Raw genomic sequence first — 16,609 nt, forward strand, 5'->3', positions numbered from 1 at the left:
GACAAAATTGCGCGCAGAGTATAGGGGCCTAACCCCCCCCGTTCAACTGCCCGGTAGTGAAATCCGACTATCCGCTACATGCCCAGATGTTTCAGCGGATGTGGGCCAGGACACCCTGCAATTCGTCGAGGGAGTTGTAGCGGATCACCAGTTGTCCCTTGCCCTTCTGCCCGTGCTTGATCTGCACCGGAGCGCCCAGGCGCTCAGCCAGGCGCTGTTCGAGCCGGCTGATGTCCGGGTCGGACTTGACCGCTTCGACAGGCTTCTCGCGGGTGTTCAGCCACTGCCTCACCAGTGCCTCGGTTTGGCGCACGGTGAGCCCGCGTGCGACAACATGTCGCGCGCCTTCCACCTGGCGTTCCAGGGGCAGGCCGAGCAGTGCACGGGCATGGCCCATTTCCAGGTCGCCATGGGCCAGGAGGGTCTTCACCTCTTCCGGCAGGCCGATCAGGCGCAGCAGGTTGGTGATGGTGACGCGGGACTTGCCCACCGCTTCGGCCACCTGTTGCTGGGTGAGCTGGAACTCCTGCTGCAGGCGCTGAAGCGCCACGGCCTCTTCGATCGGGCTGAGGTCTTCACGCTGGATGTTCTCGATCAGCGCCATGGCGATGGCGGCTTCGTCCGGTACCTCACGCACCAGGGCCGGGATGCGGTCCAGACCGGCCTGCTGGCTGGCACGCCAGCGGCGCTCACCGGCAATGATCTCGAAGCGGCCGCCACCGATGGGGCGCACCACGATGGGTTGCATGACGCCCTGGGCCTTGATCGACTGGGCCAGCTCTTCGAGGGCGGTGGGATCCATGTCCCGGCGGGGTTGGTACTTGCCGCGCTGGATCAGGTCCAGAGGCAGGTTCTGCAGCTCGCGAGTATCGGCCTTGCTGGCCTCCTCCTGCAGGACGGTGGCGTTGTTGCCGCCCAGCAGGGCGTCCAGGCCACGACCCAGGCCTCGTTTTTTCGCTGCCATGCGGTTTCCTTATGCGGTAGCTGTTCTGGCGCCGGCGCGCTGTCGGCGAACCACTTCGCCAGCCAGCGCAAGGTAGGCGATGGCGCCACGGGATTGCTTGTCGTACACCAGCGCCGGCATGCCGAAGCTGGGTGCCTCGGCGAGGCGTACGTTGCGGGGGATGACGGCGTCGTAGAGCTTGTCGCCGAAGTGCTCCTTGAGCTGGGCGCTGACGTCGTTGGTGAGGCTGATGCGCGGATCGTACATGGTGCGCAACAGGCCTTCGATCTTCAGTTCGGGGTTCAGCAACTGGCCGATGCGCTGGATGCTGTTGATCAGGTCGGACAGCCCTTCCAGTGCGTAGTACTCGCACTGCATGGGGATGATCACACCATCGGCCGCCACCAGGGCGTTGATGGTGAGCATCGACAGGGACGGCGGGCAGTCGATGAGGATGTAGTCGTAGTTCTCCCGCACCGGTGCCAGGGCATAGCGCAGGCGGCTTTCCTTCATCTTCATTTCCAGCAGGGCCACTTCGGCCGCGGTCAGGTCGCGGTTGGCCGGCAGCAGCTGGTAGCCACCGTGCTCGGAGAACTGCATGGCGTCGGCCAGGTCGCACTCGCCGATCAGGACGTCATAGATGGAATGCTCCAGGGCGTGCTTGTCGATGCCGCTGCCCATGGTGGCGTTGCCCTGGGGATCGAGGTCGATCAGCAGGACACGACGCTTGGTCGCGACCAGCGACGCAGCCAGGTTGATGCAGGTGGTGGTCTTGCCCACTCCGCCCTTCTGGTTGGCGATCGCGAATACCTTGGCCATGGCTGCCTTACCCCCCTTCATTCCGTGCGGCGCAGTATCAGCAGATGGCGTTGGCCTTGGCAACCGGGAACCGCGAGGGTGTGCTCCGCTTCGACCTTGAAGTCTTCGGGCATGCGCGCCAGTTCGTCATCCGGGCGCAGTCCCTTCATGGCCAGCCAGTGGGTGTCGCGGTCGCCCAGGTGGCGGGTCCAGTTGGCGAAGTCCTCCAGGGCACTGAATGCGCGGGAGACGATGCCGGCGAAGGGTTGCTCCGGACGGAAGGCTTCGACGCGTGCGTTGACCACACCGAGGTTGTCGAGACCGAGCTCCAGCTTCACCTGGGTGAGGAAGCGGGTCTTCTTGCCGTTGGAGTCCAGCAAGGTGAAGCGACGCTCGGGGAACAGGATCGCCAGGGGCACGCCGGGCATGCCGCCGCCGCTGCCGACGTCGAGCCAGTCATTGCCGCGCTCGGCGACGAAGGGCACCACGCTGAGGCTGTCCAGCAGATGGCGCGACACCATCTCGTCCGGGTTGCGCACCGCGGTGAGGTTGTAGGCCTTGTTCCACTTGATCAGCAGGGCCAGGTAGCCCATCAGCAGCTCATGCTGACGGGCATCAAGCGCTACGCCCAGGGTCGCGGCGCCCTGGGTCAGTTCTTCGGCGTGCCGGGAGGTGACGAGGGACATCAGGCACTTCTCTCCAGCGACTGACCGGCACCACGCTTCTTCAGGTGGATCAGCAGCAGCGAGATGGCCGCCGGGGTGACGCCGGGGATGCGCGAGGCCTGCCCCAGGGTCTCCGGACGGGCGTTGCCCAGCTTGTGCTGGATCTCCTTAGACAGGCCGGAGATGGCGGCGTAGTCCAGGTCATCGGGCAGGCGGGTGTTCTCGCTGGCGCGCAGGCGGGCGATCTCGTCCTGCTGGCGGTCGATGTAGCCGGCGTACTTGGTCTTGATCTCCACCTGTTCGGCCACCTGCGGATCCTCGGCGCCGTTGCCGGTCACTTCCACCAGGCCGGCGTAGTCGATCTCCGGGCGGCTGAGCAGGTTGAGCAGGTTGTACTCGTGGGTGAGCGGCGTGCCGAAACGCTCGGCGATGGCATCGCCCTGGGGCGTACCGGGGCGTACCCAGGTGCTCTTCAGGCGCTGCTCTTCCAGGGCGATGCCCTCGCGCTTGGCCTCGAAGGCGGCCCAGCGACGGTCGTCCACCAGACCCAGTTCGCGACCTTTTTCGGTCAGGCGCAGGTCGGCGTTGTCCTCGCGGAGGATCAGCCGGTACTCGGCCCGCGAAGTGAACATGCGGTAGGGCTCCTGGGTGCCCAGGGTGATGAGGTCATCCACCAGCACGCCGATGTAGGCCTCGTCACGACGCGGGCACCAGGCTTCACGGCCCTGGGCACGCAGCGCGGCGTTGGCGCCGGCCAGCAGGCCCTGTGCACCGGCCTCTTCGTAGCCGGTGGTGCCGTTGATCTGCCCGGCGAAGAACAGGCCGCCGATGACCTTGGTCTCCAGGCTGTACTTGAGGTCGCGCGGGTCGAAGTAGTCGTACTCGATGGCGTACCCGGGACGCACGATGTGGGCGTTCTCCATGCCGCGGATGGAGCGGACGATGTCCAGTTGCACATCGAAGGGCAGCGAGGTGGAGATGCCGTTCGGGTACAGCTCGTGGGTGGTCAGGCCTTCCGGCTCGAGGAACACCTGGTGGCTGTCCTTGTCGGCGAAGCGGTGGATCTTGTCCTCGATCGACGGGCAGTAGCGCGGGCCGACCCCTTCGATGACCCCCGAGTACATCGGCGAGCGGTCGAGGTTGCTGGCGATGATCTCGTGGGTGCGGGCATTGGTGTGGGTGATCCAGCAGCTGACCTGGCGCGGGTGCTGCTCCTTGTTGCCCAGGAAGGACATCACCGGGATCGGCGTATCGCCGGGTTGCTCGGTCATCACCGAGAAGTCGACGGAGCGGCCATCGATGCGCGGCGGGGTGCCGGTCTTCAGGCGTCCGACCCGCAGGGGCAGCTCACGCAGGCGATGAGCCAGGGCGATGGACGGCGGGTCGCCGGCACGACCACCTGAATAGTTCTGCAGCCCGATGTGGATAAGTCCGCCGAGGAAGGTGCCAGTGGTCAGTACCACGGATTCGGCATGGAAGCGCAGGCCCATCTGAGTTACGACGCCCTTCACCTGGTCGTTTTCCACAATCAGGTCGTCACAGGCCTGCTGGAATATCCACAGGTTCGGCTGGTTTTCCAGGATCTCGCGAATCGCCGCCTTGTAGAGGACACGGTCAGCCTGGGCACGTGTAGCGCGTACTGCCGGGCCCTTGCGGCTGTTGAGTACGCGGAACTGAATGCCGCCCAGATCGGTGGCAGTGGCCATGGCGCCACCCAATGCATCGATTTCCTTGACCAGGTGGCTCTTGCCGATGCCGCCGATGGCCGGGTTGCAGCTCATCTGGCCCAGGGTTTCGACGTTATGGGTCAGCAGCAAGGTCTTAACGCCCATGCGGGCGGATGCCAGCGCGGCCTCGGTACCGGCATGACCGCCGCCGATCACGATCACGTCAAAACGGGAAGGGAAATCCACCACGCACCTCGTGCCTGTTCTGGAAGGGGGAAATAGGGAAGGCGGCAAGTATAGGGATTTAGCCTTCTTGAATGAAGCCTTCTGCACAAAAAATAGCCAATTGGTGATTCCGTAAGTTTTCCACACCCGCTTCCCCTGATTAACCCGTCTTGTGGAAAAACCTCGTGGGTAGAAAAAAGAAAAGAGAAGAGAATTTCTTAAAGAGCTTGTTCTTGTGTTTATGTATGGTGAAGCACCTTTCTGTGGATAAGTACCTGTCAGCCCCTAAACACAATGCGTGTAGCCAAGGATAAGCCTGTCGAGTTCCTGGCGGTTTCCTGGGGGATGCCCGTGTCGGGCCTGTGGATTAAAAATGATCTTATTCACAGGGCAGTTATCCTCCGTCTTTTACCCAGGGTTATGGACGGGGTTCAGGCCAGGTTATCAACAGGGTTTATTCGGCGCGCAGGCGCCCATTCCACGCTGCCGTGAGTTGGCAGCATGGGGAGGGGGAAGTGGTCGTGGAGGGGGGAGCGGCTACTTGCCGATGCAGAAGCTGGAGAAGATCCGGCCCAGGAGGTCGTCGGAGCTGAATGCACCGGTGATTTCGCCCAGGGCCTGCTGTGCAAGGCGCAGGTCTTCCGCCAGCAGCTCGCCAGCGCCCAGGTGGGTGAGCTGATCACGGCCATGATCCAGATGGGTGCTGGCCTGCCGCAGGGATTCCAGGTGCCGGCGGCGGGCGCTGAAGCTGCTCTCGGCGGTCTGCTCGTAGCCCATGCAGGCCTTGAGGTGATCCCGCAGCAGCTCGAGGCCGGCGCCGGAGCGTGCACTGAGGCTCAGGGTGGCGTGGCCGTCGGCGGAAATTTCCAGCCCCACGGCTTCGCCGCTCAGGTCCGCCTTGTTGCGGATCAGCGTCACCCGCGCGGGGTCGGGCGAGGTGTCGAGGAACTCCGGCCAGAGAGCGAAGGGGTCGGCCGCTTCCGGTGCACTGGCGTCCACCACCAACAGGACGCGGTCAGCCTCGTTGATGGCCTTCAGGGCACGTTCCACGCCGATCTTTTCCACATGGTCGTCGGTGCTGCGCAAGCCGGCGGTGTCCACCACGTGCAGGGGCATGCCGTCGATGTGGATATGTTCACGCAGCACGTCTCGGGTGGTACCGGCGATGTCGGTGACGATGGCTGCCTCTCGCCCCGCCAGGGCATTCAGCAGGCTGGACTTGCCGGCGTTGGGGCGCCCGGCGATGACCACGGTCATGCCGTCCCGCAGCAAGGCGCCCTGCCCTGCTTCCTTGAGGACTGTGGATAAGTCCGTGCGAACGCCGTCCAGCAGGCCGAGCACATGGCCATCGGCGAGGAAGTCGATTTCCTCTTCCGGAAAGTCGATGGCGGCCTCGACATAGATGCGCAACTGGATGAGTCGCTCGGTCAACCCGTGTACCCGAGCCGAGAAAGCGCCCTGCAGGGAGCGCAGGGCATTTCGCGCGGCCTGTTCGGAGCTGGCTTCGATCAGGTCGGCGATCGCCTCGGCCTGGGCCAGGTCGAGCTTGTCGTTGAGGAAGGCGCGCTCGCTGAACTCACCAGGGCGTGCCAGGCGTGCGCCCAACGCGAGGCAGCGTTTGAGCAGCAGGTCGAGCACCACGGGGCCGCCGTGCCCCTGCAACTCCAAGACGTCTTCCCCGGTGAAGGAGTTCGGTCCGGGGAAGTACAGGGCAAGCCCTTCGTCCAGGGCGCCGTTCTCGCTGTCCCGGAAGGCGCCGTAATGGGCGAATCGGGGCTTGAGCGAGCGACCGGTGACGGCCTCGCCGATCTGTCCCGCCAGGGGACCCGAGACGCGCACGATACCGACACCACCCCGACCCTGGGCGGTGGCGACGGCGGCGATGGTTTCACGGGGCGCGTTCATGGGCTCTCCTTCAACGAGCGGATAGCAAGACGCCCCACGATGGGGGCGTCTTTTTTCAGGCGGTTCTGGCGTCAGGCACTGGCCTTGGTGGACGCTTCGATCTGCCGCGTAATGTACCACTGCTGTGCAATGGACAGGCAGTTGTTGACCACCCAGTAGATCACCAGGCCGGCCGGGAACCACAGGAAGAAGAAGGTGAAGATCACCGGCATCAGCTTGAGGACCTTGGCCTGCATCGGATCCGGCGGGGTCGGGTTCAGGTGCTGCTGGATGAACATGGTGGCGCCCATGATGATCGGCAGGATGAAGAACGGATCCTTGATCGACAGGTCGGTGATCCAGAACATCCAGGGGGCCTGGCGCATCTCGACGCTTTCCAGCAGTACCCAGTACAGGGCCAGGAACACCGGCATCTGCACCAGGATCGGCAGGCAGCCGCCCAGCGGGTTGATCTTCTCTTTCTTGTACAGCTCCATCATCGCCTGGGACATCTTCTGGCGATCGTCACCGAACTGTTCCTTCAGCGCCTGCAGCTTGGGCGACACGGCACGCATGCGGGCCATGGACTTGTAGCTGGCGGCGGAGAGGGGGAAGAAGGCGAGCTTGATCAGCACGGTCAGGGCGATGATCGACCAGCCCCAGTTGCCGATCAGGCTGTGGATATGTTGCAGCAGCCAGAAGATCGGCTGGGCGATGAACCACAGGAAGCCGTAGTCGACGGTCAGTTCCAGGCCTGGGGACAGTTCCTTCAGGTGGTTCTGGATCTTCGGACCGGCGTACAGCACGGCCGAGCTTTCACCCTGGCCACCCGCGGCGACGTTGAGGCTGGAGCCGACGAAACCGACGATGTAGTTGCCCTTGGTGTCCTTGCGGGTCTGGATGATGCTGGTCTGGCCTTTTTCAGGAATCCAGGCCGTCACGAAGTAGTGCTGCAGCCAGGCGACCCAGCCGCCATCGACGGTTTCCTTGAACTCCTGCTTGTCGATGTCCTTGATGGAAATCTTCTTGTAGGGCTCGCTCGGGGTCCAAACAGCTGCACCCAGGTAGGTGGAGACGCCGGTGGCGGTGCTGGAGGACGGATCACCGCTACCGTCACGCTTGAGCTGGGCATAGAGGTTGCCGGTCCAGGGCTGGCCGCTCTGGTTGTCGATGCGGTAGGTCACCTTGAGGTCGTACTGGCCGCGGGTGAAGGTGAAGCGCTTGGTGTAGTTCACACCGGCGTCGCTGTAGGTCAGGTCGACCACCAGCTGATCCTGGCCGTCGGCCAGCTTGTACTGGCGCTGGGCAGAGGCATACATCGGGCGGCCGCTGGCACGACCATCCGGGCCGTTGGCACCGATCAGACCGCTCTGGGCCAGGTAGGTACGCTCGTTGCCGTTGTCGAACAGCTGGAACGGAACATCCGGGTGATCCTGGCGACGGGGGTACTTCGGCAGCGTCAGCTGGACGATGTCACCACCGTTCGGATCGATGGCGATGTTCAGCACGTCGGTGTCGACACGGATCAGCTCGTTGCTCGGCGCGCTCTGTGCCGTCATGGGGGCGCTGGCCTGGCCAGGTCCCTCGGCGGTGGGCACGTCGTCGCTGCTGCGTTGGGCCGGCGAACCGGTTTCCGGCAGGGAAGACGGTGCACTGGAGGCAGCGGTGCTGGTGGTCGGCAGTGCGGCCTGGCCGTAGTCCTGGTTCCACTGGAGAACCATGAGGTAGGACACGATCGCCAGGGCGACTATCAGGATCGAGCGTTGGATATCCATGATTACTCGGCCATCGAAGAGGATTGGGATGTGTTGGCAGGGGGAACCGGGTCATAGCCGCCGGGGTTCCAGGGGTGACAGCGACCCAGTCGACGCAGGGTCAGCCAGCCACCACGCAGGACGCCATGACGTTCGATGGCCTCCTGTGCATAACAGGAACAGCTGGGATAGAAGCGGCAGTGACTGGCCATCAGCGGGCTGATGGCGTAGCGATAGAACTGGATCGGAACGAGGGCCAGTTTACGCATGAGGGGTGTCGGCCATCCCTGGTTCGGTCGGAGACTCAGGGCGAGGCCGGCTGCGTGCAAGGCGCTTCCAGAGTTTGCCGAATTGCTGCTTGAGCTCTTCGTTCTCCAGATCGCCCAGGCCTCGCTTGGCCACGATCACGATGTCCCAACCGGCCAGCAACTCGAGGTTGTGGCGGAAGGATTCGCGTATCTGGCGTTTGAGGCGGTTGCGCTCGACGGACAGCTTGACGCTCTTCTTGCCGATCACCATGCCCAAGCGGGGATGATCGAGGGCGTTGTCGCGTGCGAGCAGCAGGACATTCCTGCCGGGGACCTTGCCGGAAGGGGAGTCGAAGACCGCCTTGAATTGCCGGGGGACCAGTAGTCGCTTTTCCCGGCCGAAGCCTCGACTCACCACCTGTTCCGGGTGAATCAGACGGTCAGGCGCTTGCGGCCCTTGGCGCGGCGACGCGACAGGACTTGGCGGCCGTTCTTGGTGGCCATACGAGCACGGAAACCGTGGGTACGAGCGCGCTTGAGGGTGCTGGGCTGGAAAGTGCGTTTCATGATTCGTTACCTGGTTGATCACAACGGGCCGAGGTGGCCCCCGTTTAAGAGACCGGCAATTCTAGAGAAATGGCGTGAGCAGGTCAATTTCCAACCAGCGATGAATCCCAGGCAGGAATAGATAGAAAAGAAGACGGATTAAAGAAGGATGAATGAGCTTATAAATGTAGTGAGCCCCTCTGCCTGTGGAAAACTGCCTCAAGGGGCCGGGTTGCGCACAAGCTGGCCCGGGAAAAGCCTGTCAGCAAGTCGGGGAGCAGCTGTGCCGGGGCTGTTGGCAAGCGGGGCATAAATCGGTCTGTTGTCCACAGGGTCTTTGTGCACTGGGTTATCCAGGGCCTTGTATACCGAGCTAAGCGGTCGTTATCCACAGCTTTCACGGGCTATCCCAGGTGCTGCGTGGTGCGTCAATAAGACATTGATTTTCCTTGGCGAATCGACGAATTGCATGTGGATAACTTGGCCGCTGACCGCTACACTATGCGCCAGCTTTTTCACCGCACTCCTTTCCTACCTGGGGGACATCCGTGTCAGTGGAACTTTGGCAGCAGTGCGTCGATCTTCTGCGCGACGAACTGCCCGCCCAGCAATTCAACACCTGGATCCGTCCGTTGCAGGTCGAGGCCGAGGGTGACGAACTCCGGGTCTACGCCCCCAATCGTTTCGTATTGGACTGGGTCAACGAAAAGTACATGGGTCGCCTGCTGGAGTTGCTCAGTGAGCGAGGCAATGGCCTGGCGCCTGCGCTGTCGTTGCTGATCGGCAGCAAGCGCAACCCACCGCCGCCCCGTGTCGCGCCCGTTCCGGTTTCCGCGCCACCTGTGATCACCCCTGCGCCCGTTGCGCCGGTGGCTGCACAGCGTGTCGAGACCGTCGAGGAAAGCCGCGCGAGCCTCGATCCGCTCGCCTCCGTCTCGGCACCGCCCGCCGTTCGCACGGAGCGCTCGGTGCAGGTCGAGGGGGCGTTGAAGCACACCAGCTACCTGAACCGCACCTTCACCTTCGAGAACTTCGTCGAAGGCAAGTCCAACCAGTTGGCCCGTGCTGCAGCCTGGCAGGTGGCGGACAACCCGAAGCACGGCTACAACCCGCTCTTCCTTTATGGGGGCGTGGGCCTCGGCAAGACCCACCTGATGCACGCGGTGGGTAACCACCTGCTGAAGAAGAACCCCAATGCGAAAATCGTCTACCTGCACTCCGAGCGTTTCGTCGCTGACATGGTCAAGGCGCTGCAGCTGAATGCGATCAACGAGTTCAAGCGCTTCTACCGCTCGGTGGACGCGCTGCTCATCGACGACATCCAGTTCTTCGCCCGCAAGGAGCGTTCCCAGGAGGAGTTCTTCCACACCTTCAACGCCCTGCTGGAGGGCGGCCAACAGGTGATCCTCACCAGTGACCGCTATCCAAAGGAGATCGAGGGGCTCGAGGAGCGCCTGAAGTCCCGTTTCGGCTGGGGCCTGACGGTGGCAGTGGAGCCGCCGGAGCTGGAGACCCGTGTGGCGATCCTGATGAAGAAAGCCGAGCAGGCCAAGGTCGACCTGCCCCACGATGCCGCGTTCTTCATCGCCCAGCGCATCCGCTCGAACGTCCGTGAGCTGGAAGGTGCGCTCAAGCGGGTCATCGCCCACGCGCACTTCATGGGGCGCGAGATCACCATCGAGCTGATCCGTGAATCCCTGAAGGACCTGCTGGCCCTGCAGGACAAGCTGGTCAGCATCGACAACATCCAGCGCATCGTCGTCGAGTACTACAAGATCAAGATGTCGGACATGCTGTCCAAGCGCCGCTCGCGCTCCGTCGCGCGGCCGCGCCAGGTGGCCATGGCACTGTCCAAGGAACTGACCAACCACAGCTTGCCGGAAATCGGCGACGCCTTTGGTGGACGAGACCACACGACTGTTCTGCATGCCTGTCGTAAGATTGCGGAACTCAGGGAATCCGACGCGGATATCCGCGAGGACTACAAGAACCTGCTGCGTACACTGACCACGTGACCGTTCAAGCGCAGCCCATTGAGGCAAGGGACTAGACCATGCATTTCACCATTCAACGCGAAGCCCTGTTGAAACCCCTGCAACTGGTCGCCGGCGTCGTCGAGCGCCGCCAGACCTTGCCGGTCCTCTCCAATGTGTTGCTGGTGGTTGAAGGCCAGCAGCTGTCGCTGACCGGTACCGACCTTGAGGTCGAGCTGGTCGGGCGCGTAGTCCTCGAAGAAGCGGCTGAGCCGGGTGAGATCACCGTACCGGCGCGCAAGCTGATGGACATCTGCAAGAGCCTGCCCAGCGATGCGCTGATCGATATCCGCGTCGACGAGCAGAAGCTGCTGATCAAGGCCGGCCGGAGCAAGTTCACCCTCTCCACCCTGCCTGCCAATGACTTCCCCACCGTGGAAGAGGGCCCGGGCTCGCTGAACTTCAGCCTGGTGCAGAGCAAGCTGCGTCGCCTGATCGAACGCACCAGTTTCGCCATGGCCCAGCAGGACGTGCGCTACTACCTCAACGGCATGCTGCTGGAAGTGAACGCCGGCGTGCTGCGCGCCGTTGCCACCGATGGCCACCGCCTGGCGATGTGCGCCATGCAGGCCGGCATCGAAGGTGTGGATCGCCACCAGGTGATCGTGCCGCGCAAGGGCATCCTCGAACTGGCGCGCCTGCTCACAGAGCAGGATGGCGAAGTCCGCATTGTGCTTGGCCAGCACCACATCCGCGCCACCACCGGCGAGTTCACCTTCACCTCCAAGCTGGTCGACGGCAAGTTCCCGGACTACGAGCGTGTGCTGCCCCGTGGCGGCGACAAGCTGGTCGTCGGTGATCGCCAGGCGCTGCGTGAGGCCTTCAGCCGCACCGCGATCCTGTCCAACGAGAAGTACCGCGGCATTCGCCTGCAACTGGCGGCCGGTCTGCTGAAGATCCAGGCCAACAACCCGGAGCAGGAAGAGGCGGAAGAGGAAGTGGCCGTCGAGTACGGTGGCAGCAACCTGGAGATCGGTTTCAACGTCAGCTACCTGCTCGACGTGCTGGGTGTGATGACCACCGACCAGGTGCGCCTCATCCTGTCCGATTCCAACAGCAGTGCCCTGCTCCAGGAAGCCGACAACGACGACTCCTCCTATGTCGTCATGCCGATGCGCCTGTAACACGCTCGATGTCCCTCAGCCGCGTCACCGTCACCGCGGTGCGAAACCTGCACCCGGTGACGCTCTCCCCTTCCCCCCGCATCAACATCATCCATGGCGACAACGGCAGCGGTAAGACCAGCCTGCTCGAAGCCATCTACCTGCTCGGGCTTGCCCGATCCTTTCGCAGCAACAAGCTGCAGCCTGTCATCCAGCACGACCAGCCAGCCTGTACCGTCTTCGGCCAGGTCGAACTCCTGGAGGGGCGTAGCAGCAGCCTGGGCATATCCCGGGAACGGAACGGGGAGTTCCATATTCGCATCGACGGGCAGAATGCCAAGAGCGCTGCTCAGCTTGCCGAGACCTTGCCGCTTCAAGTCATCAATCCGGACAGCTTCCGTCTTCTGGAAGGTGCTCCAAAGATTCGTCGGCAGTTTCTCGACTGGGGAGTGTTCCACGTGGAACCTCGTTTTCTCCCCGCCTGGCAGCGCCTGCAGAAGGCCCTGAGGCATCGGAACTCGTGGCTCCGGCATGGTACACTTGACGCCGTTTCGCAGGCGGTCTGGGACCGTGAACTGACCCTCGCGAGTGCGGAAATCGATGGCTATCGACGAGCCTATATCCAGGCGTTGAAGCCGGTTTTCGAGCGCACCCTGCAGGAGCTGGTACAGATCGAAGGGCTCACCCTCAGCTATTACCGCGGATGGGACAAGGACAAGGAGCTTGCCGATGTGCTGGCCACTTCCCTTCTCCGCGACCAGCAAATGGGGCATACCCAAGCCGGCCCCCAGCGTGCCGACCTGCGGTTGCGATTAGGTGGGCACAATGCCGCCGAGATTCTTTCCCGAGGCCAGCAGAAGCTGGTGGTGTGCGCGTTGCGCATCGCCCAGGGGCACCTGCTCAACCAGGCCAAACATGGCCAATGCATCTATCTGGTGGACGACCTTCCGTCTGAACTGGATGAACAGCACCGGCGCGCCCTTTGCCGTTTGCTGGACGAATTGGATTGCCAGGTATTCATCACCTGCGTCGATCACGAACTAATGAGGGACGGCTGGCGAACGGATACGCCGGTAGCCATGTTCCACGTGGAACATGGTGGTATCACCCAGACCTTTGATCATCGGAGTGAAGCATGAGCGAGAACAACACGTACGACTCTTCCAGCATCAAGGTGCTGAAGGGACTGGACGCCGTACGCAAGCGCCCGGGTATGTACATCGGCGATACCGACGATGGGACCGGTCTGCACCACATGGTCTTCGAAGTGGTGGACAACTCCATCGACGAAGCCCTGGCGGGTTACTGCTCCGAGATCAGCATCACCATCCACACCGATGAGTCGATCACCGTCCGTGACAACGGCCGGGGTATTCCGGTGGATATCCACAAGGAAGAAGGGGTCTCCGCTGCCGAGGTCATCATGACCGTGCTCCACGCCGGCGGTAAGTTCGATGACAACACCTACAAGGTGTCCGGCGGCCTCCACGGCGTGGGGGTTTCCGTGGTCAACGCCCTGTCCGAGGAGCTGCGCCTGACCATTCGCCGTGCAGGCCAGGTCTGGGAGCAGATCTATCGCCACGGCGTTCCCCAGTTCGCCCTGCGTGCCGTTGGCGAGACCGACGGAACCGGCACCGAGGTGCACTTCAAGGCCTCTGCCGAGACCTTCACCAATATCCATTTCAGCTGGGACATCCTCGCCAAGCGTCTGCGCGAACTGTCCTTCCTCAACTCCGGCGTGGGCATCCTCCTGCGTGACGAGCGCAGTGGGAAGGAAGAGATGTTCAAGTACGAGGGCGGCCTGAAGGCCTTCGTTGAGTACCTGAACACCAACAAGACCATCGTCAATGAGGTCTTCCACTTCAACATCCAGCGCGAAGAAGACGGCGTGGGTGTCGAGGTGGCGCTGCAGTGGAACGACAGCTTCAACGAGAACATCCTTTGCTTCACCAACAACATTCCCCAGCGTGACGGCGGTACCCACCTGGCAGGCTTCCGCTCTGCCCTCACCCGTCACCTGAACAACTACATCGAGCAGGAAGGCCTGGCGAAGAAGTACAAGATCGCCACCACCGGCGACGATGCCCGTGAAGGCCTGACCGCCATCATCTCGGTCAAGGTGCCGGATCCGAAGTTCAGCTCGCAGACCAAGGACAAGCTGGTCTCCAGCGAGGTGAAGACTGCCGTCGAGCAGGAAATGGGCAAGTACTTCGCCGACTTCCTGCTGGAGAACCCCAACGAAGCCAAGGCTGTCGTCGGCAAGATGATCGATGCCGCCCGCGCCCGTGAGGCTGCGCGCAAGGCCCGCGAGATGACACGCCGCAAGGGCGCCCTGGACATCGCCGGCCTGCCCGGCAAGCTCGCCGACTGCCAGGAGAAGGACCCTGCCCTTTCCGAACTCTACATCGTGGAGGGTGACTCCGCGGGTGGCTCGGCCAAGCAAGGGCGCAACCGTAGGACCCAGGCCATCCTCCCGCTGAAGGGCAAGATCCTCAACGTGGAAAAGGCCCGTTTCGACAAGATGCTGTCCTCCCAGGAAGTCGGCACCCTGATCACCGCGCTGGGCTGCGGGATCGGGCGCGAGGAGTACAACATCGAGAAACTGCGCTACCACAACATCATCATCATGACCGACGCCGACGTGGACGGTTCGCACATCCGTACCTTGCTGCTGACGTTCTTCTTCCGTCAGATGCCGGAGCTGATCGAGCGCGGCTACGTCTACATCGCCCAGCCGCCGCTGTACAAGGTCAAGCGTGGCAAGCAGGAGCAGTACATCAAGGACGACGAGGCCATGGACGAGTACATGACCCAGTCGGCCCTGGAAGACGCCAGCCTGCACGTCAACGAAAACGCCCCGGGCCTGTCGGGCGAAGCCTTGGAGCGTCTGGTCAACGAATACCGCGCCGTCATGCGCACCCTCAAGCGCCTGTCCCGCCTGTACCCGCAGGAGCTCACCGAGCACATGGTCTACCTGCCCCGCGTCAGCGTGGAGCAGCTGTCCGACCAGGGCGCGATGGAGGGCTGGCTCAAGCAGTTCGAAGAGCGCCTGAAGGGTGCGGAGAAGTCCGGCCTGACCTACTCCATCAGCCTGCGTGAAGACCGCGAGCGCCACCTGTGGCTGCCCGAAGTCCAGCAGACCGCTCATGGCCTGTCGCACTACGTGACCTTCAACCGCGACTTCTTCGCCAGCAATGATTACCGCCAGGTCACTACCCTCGGCGAGCAGCTCAACAGCCTGCTGGAAGAGGGGGCCTACGTGCAGCGTGGCGAGCGTCGCAAACCCGTCAGCAGCTTCAAGGACGCCCTGGCCTGGTTGATGACCGAGAGCACCAAGCGCCACACCATCCAGCGATACAAAGGCCTTGGCGAGATGAACCCGGAGCAGCTGTGGGAAACCACCATGGACCCGAACGTCCGCCGCATGCTCAAGGTGACCATCGAGGACGCGATCGCCGCGGACCAGATCTTCAACACCCTGATGGGCGATGCGGTGGAACCCCGTCGCGACTTCATCGAGAGCAACGCCCTGGCGGTGTCCAACCTCGACGTGTAACCCACCCGAGTGCTTGGCTATGCTTCCAGCCCCGGCCCTGTGCCGGGGCTTTTTATTGGGAACAGGAAAGGAGTGCGCGTCATGCAGGAAACCCCAGGCTTGCCGGAGGCGCTCGTCAGCGATGACGTGCTGATGGACTATCTGGAGCGACAGCTGCGCAGCGGCAGGGTAAAGGTCGGCGTGCTGATGGTGCAGTTCGAGAAGGCATTTCCCGGTGTGGAGCGGGATCGTCTGGTGCGCTGTTTCAATGCATTGGAATCGCGCTACCTGAAGCGCTGAATCCCGTCCGGGCAATCAGCTTATGCACCAATCGTCGGTTTCCCAGGGAAAAGCTGTGAGGCCCGACTGACGCGGGCCTCAGGCAGGAAACAATCAATAGCCGGTATTTTTATCCACAGCTTTTCAACAGATCAGGCAGGCGTGGAGTCCGCCGCTTCCACAGGCTGGGGCGCGGCGCCTTCGATCCGCTGCTGGGCCTGCTCGACCCAGGCGTAGGCGCGGTCGTTCAGCTCGGCAATGGCACGAGGCCCCTCCCCTTCTGCGTACATCGCCGGGCCGATCTCCACCTGGATGGTGCCGGGGTACTTGGCCCAGCCCACCTTGGGCCAGAACAGCCCGGCGTTGTGCGCTACCGGCAACACCGGCAGCCCTGCGTTGACTGCCAGTGCAGTGCCGCCGCGGGAGAACTTGCCCATCTGCCCCACCGGAACCCGGGTTCCTTCCGGGAACACCAGCACCCAGGCCCCCTGGCGCAGGCGCTCGTCGCCCTGGCTGGCGAGCTGCTTGAGCGCAGCCTTGGGGTTGCTGCGGTCGATGGCGATGGGGCGCAGCAGGGCCATTGCCCAGCCGAAGAACGGCACGTAGAGCAGCTCGCGCTTCACCACCTGGCTGAGGGGTTCGAAGAAGCCGGAGAGGAAGAAGGTTTCCCAGGTGCTCTGGTGCTTGGAGAGGATCACGCAGGGCGTCTGCGGGATGTTCTCCATGCCCCCAACGCGGTAGTCGACACCCGCCACCACCTTGGCCAGCCAGACCGCGAAGCGGCACCAGCGCCAGATCACGAAGCGGTAGCGTGCGCGGAACGGCAGGAAGGGTGCGACCAGGAAGCTGATCGTGCCCCAGACGAAGGCACTGGACGACAGCAGCAGGTAGAAGAGGACGGTTCTGATGGCCTGCACTGTCGTCATGGT

15 protein-coding genes are annotated in these 16,609 nt (G+C 63.0%); 5 read left to right on the forward strand and 10 right to left on the reverse strand.

Annotated features, from left to right (window positions below; genetic code table 11):
• Nucleotides 1-91: 91 nt before the first annotated feature.
• From SZ55_RS19225 to rpmH, 9 genes are all read right to left on the reverse strand, one after another.
• On the reverse strand, nt 92-964 hold the full coding sequence (locus SZ55_RS19225) for a ParB/RepB/Spo0J family partition protein (RefSeq protein ID WP_044410025.1): 873 nt from the start codon (nt 962-964) through the stop codon (nt 92-94).
• A 9-nt stretch (nt 965-973) separates the two neighbouring features.
• Entirely contained in the window at nt 974-1,762 is a 789-nt protein-coding gene (locus tag SZ55_RS19230) for a ParA family protein (protein ID WP_044410028.1), read from the reverse strand.
• Between the two features lie 17 nt (nt 1,763-1,779).
• Nucleotides 1,780-2,427, reverse strand: coding sequence for a 16S rRNA (guanine(527)-N(7))-methyltransferase RsmG (gene rsmG / locus SZ55_RS19235; protein ID WP_044410031.1), 648 nt, complete (start codon nt 2,425-2,427; stop codon nt 1,780-1,782).
• The gene (mnmG, locus tag SZ55_RS19240) at nt 2,427-4,319 is read right to left on the reverse strand and encodes a tRNA uridine-5-carboxymethylaminomethyl(34) synthesis enzyme MnmG (protein WP_044410034.1); all 1,893 of its coding nucleotides are present in this window, start codon (nt 4,317-4,319) and stop codon (nt 2,427-2,429) included. Before mnmG ends, rsmG begins: the two co-directional genes overlap by 1 nt.
• Before the next feature lie 516 nt (nt 4,320-4,835).
• Nucleotides 4,836-6,203, reverse strand: a complete 1,368-nt coding sequence (gene mnmE / locus SZ55_RS19245) for a tRNA uridine-5-carboxymethylaminomethyl(34) synthesis GTPase MnmE (protein ID WP_044410037.1) — start codon at nt 6,201-6,203, stop codon at nt 4,836-4,838.
• A 71-nt stretch (nt 6,204-6,274) separates the two neighbouring features.
• Complete coding sequence (yidC, locus tag SZ55_RS19250; RefSeq protein WP_044410039.1) at nt 6,275-7,957, reverse strand: membrane protein insertase YidC; 1,683 nt, start codon at nt 7,955-7,957, stop codon at nt 6,275-6,277.
• A gap of 2 nt (nt 7,958-7,959) precedes the next feature.
• Nucleotides 7,960-8,205 (reverse strand): membrane protein insertion efficiency factor YidD, encoded by a 246-nt coding sequence (yidD, locus tag SZ55_RS27600; protein ID WP_074969834.1) that lies wholly within the window; start codon nt 8,203-8,205, stop codon nt 7,960-7,962.
• Entirely contained in the window at nt 8,198-8,602 is a 405-nt protein-coding gene (gene rnpA / locus SZ55_RS27605; RefSeq protein WP_074969836.1) for a ribonuclease P protein component, read from the reverse strand. The genes yidD and rnpA overlap by 8 nt, the downstream gene beginning before the upstream one ends.
• Before the next feature lie 14 nt (nt 8,603-8,616).
• The gene (gene rpmH / locus SZ55_RS19260; RefSeq protein ID WP_003458028.1) at nt 8,617-8,751 is read right to left on the reverse strand and encodes a 50S ribosomal protein L34; all 135 of its coding nucleotides are present in this window, start codon (nt 8,749-8,751) and stop codon (nt 8,617-8,619) included.
• Nucleotides 8,752-9,278: 527 nt separating this feature from the next.
• Between rpmH and dnaA the strand changes: the two genes are divergently transcribed.
• The 5 genes from dnaA (at nt 9,279) to SZ55_RS19285 (ending at nt 15,701) form a co-directional block, all read left to right on the forward strand.
• Nucleotides 9,279-10,745, forward strand: a complete 1,467-nt coding sequence (gene dnaA, locus SZ55_RS19265; protein WP_044410048.1) for a chromosomal replication initiator protein DnaA — start codon at nt 9,279-9,281, stop codon at nt 10,743-10,745.
• Nucleotides 10,746-10,783: 38 nt separating this feature from the next.
• Nucleotides 10,784-11,887: a DNA polymerase III subunit beta gene (gene dnaN / locus SZ55_RS19270; protein WP_044410051.1), complete on the forward strand. Its 1,104-nt coding sequence runs from the start codon at nt 10,784-10,786 to the stop codon at nt 11,885-11,887.
• Between the two features lie 8 nt (nt 11,888-11,895).
• A complete protein-coding gene (recF, locus tag SZ55_RS19275; RefSeq protein WP_044410054.1) occupies nt 11,896-13,005 on the forward strand; it encodes a DNA replication/repair protein RecF in 1,110 nt (369 codons plus the stop codon).
• Nucleotides 13,002-15,422, forward strand: coding sequence for a DNA topoisomerase (ATP-hydrolyzing) subunit B (gene gyrB, locus SZ55_RS19280; RefSeq protein WP_044410057.1), 2,421 nt, complete (start codon nt 13,002-13,004; stop codon nt 15,420-15,422). Before recF ends, gyrB begins: the two co-directional genes overlap by 4 nt.
• A gap of 81 nt (nt 15,423-15,503) precedes the next feature.
• Nucleotides 15,504-15,701 (forward strand): hypothetical protein, encoded by a 198-nt coding sequence (locus SZ55_RS19285; protein ID WP_044410060.1) that lies wholly within the window; start codon nt 15,504-15,506, stop codon nt 15,699-15,701.
• 131 nt (nt 15,702-15,832) lie between these two features.
• On the opposite strand, the gene SZ55_RS19290 is transcribed toward SZ55_RS19285, so the two are convergent.
• Nucleotides 15,833-16,606, reverse strand: coding sequence for a lysophospholipid acyltransferase family protein (locus SZ55_RS19290; RefSeq protein ID WP_044410063.1), 774 nt, complete (start codon nt 16,604-16,606; stop codon nt 15,833-15,835).
• Nucleotides 16,607-16,609: the final 3 nt, after the last annotated feature.

Source organism: Pseudomonas sp. FeS53a (genome assembly GCF_000931385.1).
Classification (GTDB): domain Bacteria; phylum Pseudomonadota; class Gammaproteobacteria; order Pseudomonadales; family Pseudomonadaceae; genus Metapseudomonas; species Metapseudomonas otitidis.